Origin of the sequence: Curtobacterium sp. 320 (assembly GCF_031455235.1) — a bacterium.
Taxonomy (GTDB): domain Bacteria; phylum Actinomycetota; class Actinomycetes; order Actinomycetales; family Microbacteriaceae; genus Curtobacterium.
On the sequence record NZ_JAVDSI010000001.1, the window covers coordinates 224211 to 236272 of the forward strand.

Annotated in this window: 9 protein-coding genes; 2 read left to right on the forward strand and 7 right to left on the reverse strand. The window is 70.0% G+C overall.

Annotated features, from left to right (window positions below; genetic code table 11):
- The 3 genes from mmsB to chvE form a co-directional block, all read right to left on the reverse strand.
- Entirely contained in the window at positions 1-1182 is a 1182-nt protein-coding gene (gene mmsB, locus J2X60_RS01115; protein ID WP_071295576.1) for a multiple monosaccharide ABC transporter permease, read from the reverse strand.
- Positions 1169-2722, reverse strand: coding sequence for a multiple monosaccharide ABC transporter ATP-binding protein (mmsA, locus tag J2X60_RS01120; protein WP_070418195.1), 1554 nt, complete (start codon positions 2720-2722; stop codon positions 1169-1171). Before mmsA ends, mmsB begins: the two co-directional genes overlap by 14 nt.
- 106 nt (positions 2723-2828) lie before the next feature.
- A complete protein-coding gene (gene chvE / locus J2X60_RS01125; RefSeq protein ID WP_261646494.1) occupies positions 2829-3959 on the reverse strand; it encodes a multiple monosaccharide ABC transporter substrate-binding protein in 1131 nt (376 codons plus the stop codon).
- 179 nt (positions 3960-4138) lie between these two features.
- On the opposite strand from chvE, the gene J2X60_RS01130 reads away from it, so the two are divergent.
- Complete coding sequence (locus J2X60_RS01130) at positions 4139-5188, forward strand: substrate-binding domain-containing protein (protein WP_070418196.1); 1050 nt, start codon at positions 4139-4141, stop codon at positions 5186-5188.
- Between the two features lie 209 nt (positions 5189-5397).
- Here J2X60_RS01130 and J2X60_RS01135 read toward each other — a convergent pair whose 3' ends face one another.
- Genes J2X60_RS01135 through J2X60_RS01150 form a run of 4 tightly spaced genes read right to left on the reverse strand, consistent with a single transcriptional unit; the run spans position 5398 to position 10653 of the window.
- Positions 5398-6351, reverse strand: a complete 954-nt coding sequence (locus J2X60_RS01135; RefSeq protein WP_071295577.1) for a carbohydrate ABC transporter permease — start codon at positions 6349-6351, stop codon at positions 5398-5400.
- 3 nt (positions 6352-6354) lie between these two features.
- Entirely contained in the window at positions 6355-7305 is a 951-nt protein-coding gene (locus tag J2X60_RS01140) for a sugar ABC transporter permease (protein ID WP_309886250.1), read from the reverse strand.
- A gap of 59 nt (positions 7306-7364) precedes the next feature.
- Positions 7365-8672 (reverse strand): sugar ABC transporter substrate-binding protein, encoded by a 1308-nt coding sequence (locus J2X60_RS01145; protein WP_309886251.1) that lies wholly within the window; start codon positions 8670-8672, stop codon positions 7365-7367.
- 4 nt (positions 8673-8676) lie between these two features.
- Positions 8677-10653 carry a beta-L-arabinofuranosidase domain-containing protein gene (locus J2X60_RS01150; protein WP_309886252.1) on the reverse strand — a complete coding sequence of 659 codons (1977 nt, stop codon included), beginning with the start codon at positions 10651-10653 and terminating at the stop codon, positions 8677-8679.
- Positions 10654-10818: 165 nt separating this feature from the next.
- On the opposite strand from J2X60_RS01150, the gene J2X60_RS01155 reads away from it, so the two are divergent.
- Positions 10819-11874 carry a LacI family DNA-binding transcriptional regulator gene (locus J2X60_RS01155; RefSeq protein WP_309886253.1) on the forward strand — a complete coding sequence of 352 codons (1056 nt, stop codon included), beginning with the start codon at positions 10819-10821 and terminating at the stop codon, positions 11872-11874.
- Positions 11875-12062: the final 188 nt, after the last annotated feature.

A 12062-nucleotide genomic window follows, 5' to 3' on the forward strand; every position in this document is an offset into this window, starting at 1 on the left:
CTACTTGCGCGCGGACGCCGCCCGGCGCTTGTTGAACACGTCGAACGCGACGGCGGCGAGCAGCACCAGGCCCTTGATGAGCGACTGGTACTCGGTCCCGATGCCGAGGATCGACATGCCGTTGTTCAGGATGCCGATGATGAGACCACCGACGATCGCTCCCGGCACGGTCCCGATGCCACCGGTGACGGCCGCGCCGCCGATGAACACCGCGGCGATGGCGTCGAGCTCGAAGCCGTTGCCGGCACCCGGAGCCGCGAGGTTGAGCTGCCCGGTGAAGACCACGCCGGCCAGCGCCGAGATGACGCCCATGTTGACGAAGAGCAGGAACGTGACCCGCTTCGTCTTCACACCGGACAGCTGGGCGGCGAGGGCGTTCCCGCCGATCGCGTAGATGTGGCGGCCGAACACCGCGCTCCGCATGACGACCGAGTAGATCACCACGAGGGCGCCGAGCACGACCAGCACGATCGGGGTGCCGTTGTAGCTGGCGAGCAGGAGCGCCACGTAGATGACGAGCGCGACCGTGAAGGCGAGCTTCGTGATGAACCAGGCGAACGGTTCGCTCTCGAGCTGGTACTTGCGGCGCGTGGCACGGCCGCGGAAGGCCGTGACCACGAGGACGATCGCGGCCGCGAAGCCGAGGATCATCGTGAGCGGCTCGTACCCGGTGGTGCCGAACGACGGCAGGAAGCCGGAGCCGAGGGAGCGGAAGCCCTCCGGGAACGGCGAGATCTGCTGGTTGTGCAGGACGATCTGCGCGGCGCCCCGGAACGCGAGCATGCCCGCGAGCGTGACGATGAACGCGGGGATCCCGAAGTAGGCGATCCAGAACCCCTGCCAGGCGCCGACGAGGGCGCCGACCACCAGGCAGAGCACGACCGCGATCGGCCAGGGCAGGCCCCACTGCGTGATCATGACACCGGCCATGGCACCGGTGAAGGCCACGACCGAGCCGACCGAGAGGTCGATGTGCCCGGCGATGATGACCATCACCATGCCGATGGCGAGGATGAGGATGTAGCTGTTCTGGACGATCAGGTTCGAGACGTTGATCGGGGCGAGGGTGATGCCGTTCGTCGTCACCTGGAAGAAGATGACGATGACGATCAGCGCGATGAACAGGCCGATCTGTCGGAGCTGCCCGGTGAGGTAGCCGGCGGCGGACTTAAGCGCGTTCATTGACAGGGGTCTCCCGTTCCTGGGTCATGTACTGCATGAGGGCCTCGGGCGTGGCCTCGGACCGGGGCACGTCGGCGGTGATCGTGCCCTCGGAGAGCGTGTAGATGCGGTCGCAGATGCCGAGGAGCTCGGGGAGCTCGGAGGAGATCACGATGATCCCCTTCCCCTGGTCTGCGAGCTGGTTGATGATCGTGTAGATCTCGTACTTCGCGCCGACGTCGATGCCGCGCGTGGGCTCGTCGAGGATGAGCACGTCGGGGTCGGCGTACATCCACTTCGACAGGACGACCTTCTGCTGGTTGCCGCCGGAGAGCTTCCCGGTGACGACGTCGACGTTCGGTGCCTTGATGTTGAGGCTGCGGAGGAACTGCCCGGCGACGGTGGTCTCCTCGGACGCGTTGACGAAGCCCCAGTTCGCGAGCTTCCCGAGCGCCGACCCGGAGATGTTCCGCTTGATGTCGTCGATGAGGTTGAGCCCGTAGCGCTTCCGGTCCTCGGTCACGTAGGCGATGCCGTTGTCGATCGCCTGCGACACCGTGTGGGTCTTGATCGGGACGCCGCGCTTGTACACGGTGCCGCTGATCCCGGTGCCGTAGGACTGGCCGAACACGCTCATCGCGAGCTCGGTCCGTCCGGCACCCATGAGCCCGGCGATGCCGACGACCTCGCCCGCGCGGACGGAGAGGTTCGCCTGGTGGATGATCTCGCGCGAGGCGTCGAGCTGGTGGTGGACGGTCCAGTCCTCGATGCGGAGGAGTTCCTCGCCGATCTGCGGGTCCTCGCGCTCGGGGTACCGGTTCGACAGGTCGCGACCGACCATGCCGCGGATGATCCGGTCCTCGGAGACGTCGTCGGCGTGCATGTCGAGCGTCTCGATGGTCTTGCCGTCGCGGATGATCGTGACCTTGTCCGCGATCGCCTTGATCTCGTTGAGCTTGTGGCTGATGATGATCGCCGTCATCCCCTCGGCCTGCAGCGACCGGATGAGGTCGAGCAGGTGCGCCGAGTCGTCGTCGTTCAGCGCCGCCGTCGGCTCGTCGAGGATGAGGAGCTTCACCCGCTTCGACAGGGCCTTCGCGATCTCGACGAGCTGCTGCTTGCCGACACCGATGTCGACGATCTTCGTGACCGGGTTGTCCTTGAGGCCGACGCGCTGCAGGAGCTCGGCGGCCGCGAGGTTCGTCTTGTTCCAGTCGATGAACCCGGCCTTCGACTGTTCGTTGCCGAGGAAGATGTTCTCGGCGATCGACAGGAACGGGCTGAGCGCGAGCTCCTGGTGGATGATCACGACCCCGGCCGCTTCCGAGCCGTTGATGTCGCCGAACTCGACGGGGGATCCGTCGATGAGGATCTCGCCGTCGAAGGAGCCGTGCGGGTAGACCCCGGACAGCACCTTCATCAGGGTGGACTTGCCGGCGCCGTTCTCGCCGCAGATCGCGTGGACCTGGCCGCGCTCGACCTCGATCGAGACCCCCTGCAGCGCCTTGACCCCGGGGAACGTCTTGGTGATGTCACGCATCTCGAGGATGGTGTCCGCCATGTGGGACCGCCTTTTCGTCGTCCGCGCGTGGGCGCGCGGGTGGTGACGGACTGGAGGCGCGGGGCGGGCTCGACCTGCGCCTCCAGTCCGACAGATGGGTTGCGTCCTACTTGAGGTCGGCCTCGGTGTAGTAGCCCGAGTCGACGAGGACTTCCTTGTAGTTGTCCTTCGTCACGACGGTCGGCTGGAACAGGTAGGTCGGGACGACCTTGACCTTGTTGTCGTAGCTCTTCGTGTCGTTGACCTCGGGCTTCTTGCCGGTGAGCAGGTCCTCGGCCATGGTGACCGACTGCTTGGCGAGCTTGCGCGTGTCCTTGTAGATGGTGGAGTACTGCTGACCGGCGATGATCGACTTCACGCTGGCCTGCTCGGCGTCCTGTCCCGTGATGGTCGGGAGCGGGCGGTCGCTCGAGCCGTACCCGGCGCCCTGCAGCGCCGAGATGATGCCGATCGACATGCCGTCGTAGGGCGAGAGCACGCCGTTCAGCGTGGTGCCGCCGGAGTAGGACTTCGCGATGAGGTTCTGCATGCGGGCCTTGGCGGTCGCCGGGTCCCACTGCTGCGTCGCGGCCTGCGAGAGCTGGTCCTGGCCGGACTGGATCTTCAGGGTGCCGTCCTCGAGGTACGGCTTGAGGGTCTTCATCGCACCGTCGAAGAAGAAGCCCGCGTTGTTGTCGTCGAGCGAGCCGGCGAAGACCTCGATGTTGAAGGGGCCCTTCTCGCCGGTCTTCTTGCCGTCCGCGTCGAGCACGCCGAGGCCGGTGAGCAGGCTCGTCGCCTGGTCGACGCCGACCTTCTCGTTGTCGAACGACACGTAGTAGTCGACGTTCTTGTTGCCCGTGAGCAGGCGGTCGTAGGAGATCACCTTGATGCCGGCCTTGGCGGCGGCGTCGAGCTGGTCGGAGAGCGCGCCGCCGTCGATCGACGCGATGATGAGGACCTTCGCGCCCTTCGTGATCATGTTGCTGACCTGCTGCGCCTGCTGCTGGACCTTGTTGTCGCCGTACTCGAGGTCGACCTTGTAGCCGGCCTTCTCGAGGTCGCTCTTGACGGCGTTGCCGTCCTTGATCCAGCGTTCCGAGACCTTGGTCGGCATCGCGACGCCCACCAGGGCGCCCTTGTTGTCCCCGCTGCCGCTCCCACCGTCGGTGGACGCGCGTCCGCCGGCGGAGCAGCCGGCGAGTGCGATGGCGATGCCGAGGGCGGCGACGCCAGCGACGATCTTGCGCTTCATCATCGAAGTACCTCTGTTCCTGCGCGTCCACCTCGACGCGCTCGGTGCCGGGGCTGCTGTGCCCCGAGGGATTTGCTCGTGTGAGCGCTCACATACTGGGGGTTCCGTGACGGGGTGTCAACTCACCGTGACCGTTTCGCGATCTTGTCGCGTCGGCCGGACTGCGCGGTACGGTTGGCGACGTGACGACCACGACCGCGCTCGGGGACGCCGGCGGCAAACGTCGCAAGGCACCCACGATCTTCGACGTCGCCGAGCGCGCGGGCGTCTCCCACCAGACCGTCTCGCGGGTGATCAACGGCGACCCGACGGTCCGCGAGCAGTTCCGCGCCCAGGTGTCCGACGCGGTCACCGAGCTCGGGTACCGGCCCCGTGCCGCGGCCCGGGCGCTCGCCGGGGGGCGCAGTCGGGCGCTCGGCATCATCACGGCCGGGGACGCGCTGTACGGACCGTCGAGCACCGCCATCGGGTTCGAGCGGGCAGCCCGGTCCGCCGGCTACCACGTCCTGCTCTCGACGCTGCCCGACGACCCGCGCCCCGTCGACCTGTCGAACGCCCTCGTGACGCTGCTCGCCCAGGACGTCGCCGCCATCGTGCTCGTCGCCGCCGACAACCGGGTGCTCGACGCCCTCGCCTCGCTGACCGTCCCGGTCTCGGTGCCCGTCGTCGTCGCGAACGCCGTGCAGCGGGACGCGGCCAGGGCCCCGGTGGCGCCGAGCGTCGCGGCGGTCGCGATCGACCAGGCGGCGGGGACCTCGCTCGTGATGGAGCACCTGTTCGCCCGCGGGCACCGCCGGATCGTGCACATCGCCGGCCCCGCGGTCTCGCAGGAGTCCGAGGTCCGCCGGGTGACCTACGAGCGGATCATGCGCGACGCGGGGCTCGAGCCCGTGGTGCTCGACGGCGACTGGACCCCGGCGAGCGGGTTCGCGGCTGCCCGGACCATCGACGTGCACACCGTCGACGCGGTCTTCGCCGGGAACGACCAGATGGCGCTCGGGGTCCTGCACGCCTTCGCGGACGAGGGACTGCGGGTGCCGGACGACATCGCCGTGGTGGGCTTCGACGACGTGCCCGAGGCGGCGCACTTCACGCCGCCGCTCACCACCGTGCGGCAGGACTTCCGGGCGATGGGGGAGCGGGTGCTCGACACGGTGCGGGCCCTCGTCGAGGGGGAGCCGCGGGACGAGACGCTGCTCGTGCCCGAGCTCGTGGTGCGCCGGAGCGCGTAGGGCGCGGCGGCGCGCGGCGCGGGCGCGGCTTCGCGGGTTCGTGGGTTCGCCGAGCGGGCACGACTCGCCGCGGGTTCGTCGTCGAGCGGGCAGAACAGGCCGGGTGTGCGGGCCGAATGTGACGTTCTTCGCCCGCTCGGGGCCGCCCCCGCGCGCGGCGCGCCGCCCCCGCACGGTGCGAGGACGGCGCCGCCCGGCTGACCCGACCGTCAGCCCTTCAGCGCGCCGGACGACAGCCCGGCGACGTAGAACCGCTGCAGCCCGACGTACAGCGCGATGCACGGGATCATCGCCACGACCGACCCGGCCACGAGGTTCCCGTACGACACCTGCCCGTACGCCCCGGTCTGCAGGTTGAGCAGGGCGACGGGCAGCGTGTAGAGCGAGTCCTTCGTGAGGAAGGTGAGCGCCCCGAGGAACTCCGTCCACGACGCCAGGAACGCGTAGAGCGCGGCCGTCGCGGCACCGGGCAGCAGCAGCGGCCGCAGCACCGACACGACGACCCGGAAGCGCGAGGCGCCGTCGACGAACGCCGAGTCCTCGAGCTCCGTCGGGATCGACTCGAACGCGTTCCGCATCACGAACACCCCGAACGGCAGGTTCACCGTCGTGTAGAAGAGCACGAGCCCGAGCAGCGAGTTCGTGAGCTTCATCGCGTTCATCTCGAGGTACAGCGGCGTGAGGATCGCCTGGAACGGCACCATCATCGTCAGCAGCACCAGCCCGAAGACGACGCCGGAACCGCGGAACCGGAACCGGGCGAACCCGTACCCGGCCATCGTCGCGATCACGGCGGTCAGGACGGCCGTGGCGATCGACACGACGAGCGAGTTCACCACGCCGGTGAGCAGGTGCGACGAGGGGCTGAACACCGCGGCGAAGTTCTGCCACCCGAGCTGGAAGAACGTCGCCGGGTCGGCCGCCTGCGTGATGACGGCCTCGGACTGGAAGGCCCGCAGGATCGACCAGATGAGCGGGACGCCGAACACGAGCGTCGCACCGACCCCGGCGATGACGTACAGCGTGCGCTTCACCGCGGTGTCGCGCGGGTGGCGCACGCTGCCCTGGTGGCGGCGACGGCGGCCTCCGTCGCCGGAGGTGGTGAGCGTGCGTGTGGACAGGTCCGGGGCCGCGAGGCCCGCACGGGAAGCGGTGGTGCTCATGGCTCAGTCCTTCTCTCGCAGTGCCCAGAACTGGAACACGGTGACGGCGGCGATGACGACGACGAGGGCGATCGACTCGGCGGTCGCCGCACCGAGCTGCAGGTTCACGAAGCCGCGGTTGTAGATCGCGTTGACGATCGTCGTGGTCTCCGTGCCCGGCCCGCCCTGGGTCAGGATGTAGAACTGGTTGAACGCGAGCAGTGACCCGATGACCGAGATGATCGCGCTGAGGGCGAGCGTGGAGCGGATCATCGGCATCGTGATGAGGCGTTCGGTCTGCCACCACGAGGCCCCTTCGAGCTGGGCGGACTCGTACACCTCGTCGGGGATGCCCTGCATGGCGGACATCACGAGCACCATCGTCAGCCCGGACACCGCCCAGACGACGAGCACGCAGATGAGCAGCGTCGCGAGCGGGCCGTTCACGAGCCACGCCGTGCTGCCGTCGGTGATCCCGAGCCAGCGCAGCACCATGTTCACCGCGCCGGAGTTCGGTTGTGCCTCGAGCACGAGCATGAACGACAGCGTGGTCAGCCCGACGACGTACGGCAGGAAGAACACCGTGCGCAGGAACGTCGACCCGCGCCGTCGGGCCCGGATGAGCACGGCGAGGAAGTACCCGAGCGCCAGGATCGGCACCGTCACGATCGCCGTGTAGAGCAGCGTGTACCCGATGGCGTGCACGAACGTCGGGTCCTGGAACAGCGTCAGGTAGTTCTGCAGCCCGATGAACCGGTACGGGCCGATCAGGGGCCAGTTCGTGAACGAGATGTAGAGCGCGAACACCAGCGGCGCGAGGACGAACACCGCGACGAACACGATCGCCGGGGTGACGAGCACGGCGCCGGTGCGCGGCGGGTGCGTGAGCGAGTTCCGGGACGGACCCGGGCGGCTGACGCCACGGCCGACGGTCGGACGGCCGACGCCGGTCCGTCGGTTGGAGACGGTGGTCATGTCTGCACCTCTCTGTGCAACGAGCGAACGAGCGAACGAGCGAACGAGCGAACGGTCGCTCAGGCCTGGACCTGGTCGAGGATGCGGGTGTAGTCCGACTGTGCCGTCTTCATGGCCGCAGCGGCCCCCGAGCCGAACACCGCCTCGCGGAACATCGCGAAGTACGGCGACGAGGGCTGGTTGACGAGCAGGTTGTACGCGAGCGTCTGCGGCGCGTACCCCTTCTCGATCGCGTCGAGCGGACCGAAGGCGAGCGGGTACTTCTTCCGGTACGCGGGCGTCGCGGCGTCGGAACGGGTCGGGAAGTACCCGCCGTCCGGCAGCGCCTGCTGTTGCTGCAGACCGTTCGCGTACTGCATGAACGCCCAGCCCCCGGACGGGTTCGCCGCCCCGTTCGGGATGCACATGTTGTCGCCGCCGTCGAAGAACGACCGCTTGCCGTCCCACGACGGGATGAGCACCGTCCGCATCTTCGCCCGCATCGCCTTCGTCGCGGCGGGCACGGTCGCTCCGTACGAGGTCGGGAAGATGCCGACCTTGCCCGCACGGAAGTCGGCGCCCCACGTGGTGCCGGCGTCCGCGTAGGTCGCCTTCGACAGCACGCCGTCCTTCCACAGCTGCCGGTAGAACTCGAGCATGCGTTCGAGCGCCTCGTTGCCGGTGATGTTCGCCGTCTGCTTGCCGACCTCGCCGGACATCATGTCGACGCCGGTGGCCCAGACGTGCGGCTGCGTGACGAACCCGATGATGCCCGCGGCGTTGCCCGAGATCGACCACCCGTACACGTCGTCGCCGGTCTTCCGGATCGCCTTCGCGGCGGCGAGCAGCGAGTCGAGGTCCTTCGTCGCGTCCTCGACGTCGAGGCCGGCCCGGTCGAACAGCTCGGTGTTGACGAACAACTGCGAGTTGTCCGCCAGGTACGGCAGCCCGTAGTACCGGTCGCGGTACTCGAGCAGCCGGAGGTGGCCGGGCGAGATCGCGTCGAAGTAGTCGAGCCCCTTCACGACGTCGGTGAGGTCGGCGAACGCTTCGCGGAAGATGAACAGCTGCGAGTTGATGTCGTCGATGTCCACGACGTCCGGCGGCTCACCACCACGGATCGCGGTCGCGAGCTTCGTCACGTACTGTCCGTCCGGCACGGGCGTCAGCTCGACCTGCAGCTTCGGGTTCGCCTTGTTGAACCCGGCGACGGCCGCCGTCAGTCCGGCCTGCGTCGCGGACCGGCACCAGACGTGCACGGTGCCGGTCGCGTTCCGGCCGAAGCTCGCGACGCGCGCGTCGACCTTCGGCAGGGTGCCGGAGCACCCCGCCAGGGCGAGGGCCGCCCCGCCGGCGAGACCGCCGGCGAGGAACGCTCTGCGGTCCATCGTGTCACCGCGCCAGCGGGAGCCAGACGCGCATCGGCGCGGCTCCGCGGTTCGCCCAGGCGTAGTACGGGACCGCGGTGGCGGTGACGTCCTGGAGGCGCGTGGCGGCCGCCGTGGACCCGGCCGCGTCGTCGACGCTGGTCTCCGCACCTGCGTGATCCGTTCCTCCTGGACCGTCCAGTCGGCGGTACGGCCACGCTGCCTGCGCGTGCTCGGCCGGGGCGTGTCCGGCGACGCGCAGCGTGACGACGCCGTCGAGGAGCCCGTCCTGGCGATCCTCGGTGATCGGCCCGTCGGCGTCGACCGTCAGGTCGTCGACCGTGAAGCCCTGCTGGTCCGCCTGCTCGACCGCGTACACGAGCGGTCCGCGCTCGATGGCGACCTGCCCGCGTGCGGCGTCGATCCGGGCGTCGGCGACGTACCGGTGCGGCGTCGTGTCGAAGACGAGCTCGACGGTGTCGCCGGCCGTCCACTCGCGGTCGATGACGTGCATCGTGCCCGCGGCAGGGCTGGCCGTGCCGTCCGGCCCCTGCACCGTCGTGGTGTCCGACCACGACGGGATCCGGAGGCCGAGGGCGAGCGGACCGTCCTCGGTGACGGTGACGACCACGCGGCCGTCGTGCGGGTACCCGGTCTCGACGTCGACCGGGCCGAGCGTCGCCGTGGCGTACTGGTGCAGTTGGAGGCCGCCGTCGGTCGCCGTCGCGAGGTAGCCGTCGAGGCTCGCGAACGTCCGCATGATGTTCGGCGGGCAGCAGGCGCAGTCGAACCAGCCGCGGCGGCCGTGCGCGGGGGAGCGGTTCTCGTCCCGGTGCGCGTGGTCACGCTGCTGCAGCGGGTTGACGTAGAAGTACTCGGTGCCGGCGAGGCTCACGCCCGCGAGGAACGCGTTGTACAGCAGGCGCTCGATCGCGTCGGCGTACACGGGCTTCCCGGTGGCGAGGAGCAGGCGCCAGGCCCACTGGATCCCGCCGATGGCCGCACAGGTCTCGGCGTACCCGCGGTCGGTCGGGAGCTCGTACGGGTCGCCGAACGCCTCCCAGTCCCAGCGCGCACCGAGGCCGCCGGTGATGAACGCCTTCGTGGCCATCATGTCCGCGAACTGCGTCTCGCTCGCGGTCAGGAGCTCGGTGTCGCCGGTCTCGATCGCGACGTCCACGGCGCCGGCCGCGAGGTACACGGCGCGGACCGCGTGGCCCTCGACGGTCGTCGCCTGCCGGCTCGGGACCCGGTCGGAGAAGTACGTCGGCTCGCCGCCGGCGCGCTCGATGATGCCGGTGCCCCTGGCGTCGACGAACCAGTGCGCGAGGTCGAGGTAGTCGCGGTTGCCGGTCTCACGGTAGAGCTCGACGAGCCCCATCTCGACCACCGGGTGGCCGTCGATGTCGCGGACCTTGCCGGGGCCGTCGCCGAACGTGCGGACGAGGTGGTCCGCGCTCTTGATCGCGACGTCGAGCAGCCCGGTGTCGCCCGTCGCCCGGTGCTGTGCGACGGCTGCCTGGTACAGGTGTCCGGCGCAGTACATCTCGTGGCTCCACTTGAGGTCCGTGTACCGCTCGCCCTTCCCGCGGATCTGCTGCACCGAGTCGAGGTAGCCGTCGTCGGCCTGCGCCTGGGCGTACAGGGCGGTGACCTCGCGCTGGAGTTCCAGCAGGTCGTCGGCGGGGGCCCGCCCGTACTCCCACGCCACGGCCTCGAGCCACTTCGTGACGTCGGAGTCCATGAAGATCGGGCCGGTCGCGTCGCCCTCCTCGAGGCCGGCGGCGATGCGGAGGTTCCGGAAGTTCCCGGCCGTCTCGAGCAGGGCGTACCCGCCGCGGACCGCGTCGCGGCCGTTCCGCTCCTGTCGGAGGGCCCAGAAGCCGCCGGTGATCCGGGCGTCGCCCGTGGGCAGCGGACGGAGCGTCAGGTGCGCGTCCGCGGTCGGGAGGACCGGGGTCGCGGTGTGCGCGCGGCTGTCGGTCGCGAGCGTGGTGGTCATGTCGCCTCCTTGCGATGTGACTCAGGCCGGGTCCGGTCCCGTGATGGTTCCGGAAAACGGTTTCTGCGGAGGACGTTACGACACGATCTAGAGGCGCGCAAGAGCGTCTTCTCACATCCTGCGTATAGTCATGGTCAGTTTCCCGCATCCGGAAAGGGGTTTGCCGTGACACTGGAGCGCGCTGGGCGGACCGTGCGGATCACCGACGTGGCGGCGCTCGCCGGCGTGTCGATCGGCACCGCCTCGAAGGCACTGAACGGCACCGGGCAGCTCCGGGAGTCGACGCGCGCCCGGGTGAAGGACGCCGCCGAGAAGCTCGGGTTCGTCGGCGATGCCCGGGCCCGCGCGCTCTCCTCGGGGCGGACCTACACGGTGGGCATGATCACGACGGACTCGTTCGGGCGGTTCTCGATCCCGGTGCTGCTCGGCGCTGAGGACGCCCTCTCCGCCGGGCAGATGGCCGTGCTGCTGTGCGACACCCGCGACGACCACGTCCGCGAGGCCCACTACCTCCGCTCGCTCGCCGCCCGCGGGGTCGACGGCATCATCGTGACTGGCCGTTCCGCCGACGCCCGGCCGCCGATCGACGTGTCGATCCCGGTCGTGTACGCGTTCACGCCCTCGACCGACCCGGACGACGTGTCGGTCACGCTCGACGACGCCGCCGGATCGGCGGCCGTCGCCGCGCACGTGCTGTCGACCGGGCGACGGCGGGTGGCGATCGTCACGGGGCCCGAGCGGCACCGGTCGGCGGTCCGGCGTGTGTACGGGGCCACCGAGGTGCTCGGCGCGAGCCTCGTGGCCGAACCGCTGTACGGCGAGTGGTCGGAGCGGTGGGGGCGGCAGGCGGTGGACGTGCTGGCGCGGGGCGTGGGGCTCGCGTCGGCGGGGACCGGGACCGGGGTCGAGGCGGCGTCTGGGTCGGGTGCCCTCGGCGTGGACGCGATCGTCTGCGGGAGCGACCAGATCGCGCGGGGCGTGTGTGATCGACTGCGCGAGCTCGGGCTGTCCGTGCCGGACGACGTCGCGGTCGCCGGGTTCGACGACTGGGACGTGATGGCGCTCGCGAGCCGGCCGCCGCTGACCACGGTGGACCTGCGCCTCGAGGAGCTCGGGCGCGTGGCTGGTCGGGCGCTGCTCGACCTCATCGACGGGGGCGCTGCGGCGTCCGCGACCGTGACCCCGGCCCTGGTCGTCCGCGAGAGCACCGTCGGCGCGTAGGGCCCCGCGCGGCGCGCCAGTCGGCGGGCGGGCGGGCGGGCCGAGGTTGCACGACTCGCCGTGGTCCGCTCGGTCAGGTCGCGCGTCCTGCCGTTCGGGGCGGCGGCGGGCGGCAGTTCGTGCGACCTCGCCGAACGCAGGCCGGCGCCCGGGTCCGCGTGCTGAGGTCGTACGACTCGCCGTGGTCG

What these genes read in the sequence shown, in the direction of transcription:
- mmsB (WP_071295576.1), bottom strand. Translation starts at nt 1,182, where the DNA reads ATGAACGCGCTTAAGTCCGCCGCCGGCTACCTCACCGGGCAGCTCCGA.
- mmsA (WP_070418195.1), bottom strand. Translation starts at nt 2,722, where the DNA reads ATGGCGGACACCATCCTCGAGATGCGTGACATCACCAAGACGTTCCCC.
- chvE (WP_261646494.1), bottom strand. Translation starts at nt 3,959, where the DNA reads ATGATGAAGCGCAAGATCGTCGCTGGCGTCGCCGCCCTCGGCATCGCC.
- J2X60_RS01135 (WP_071295577.1), bottom strand. Translation starts at nt 6,351, where the DNA reads ATGAGCACCACCGCTTCCCGTGCGGGCCTCGCGGCCCCGGACCTGTCC.
- J2X60_RS01140 (WP_309886250.1), bottom strand. Translation starts at nt 7,305, where the DNA reads ATGACCACCGTCTCCAACCGACGGACCGGCGTCGGCCGTCCGACCGTC.
- J2X60_RS01145 (WP_309886251.1), bottom strand. Translation starts at nt 8,672, where the DNA reads ATGGACCGCAGAGCGTTCCTCGCCGGCGGTCTCGCCGGCGGGGCGGCC.
- J2X60_RS01150 (WP_309886252.1), bottom strand. Translation starts at nt 10,653, where the DNA reads ATGACCACCACGCTCGCGACCGACAGCCGCGCGCACACCGCGACCCCG.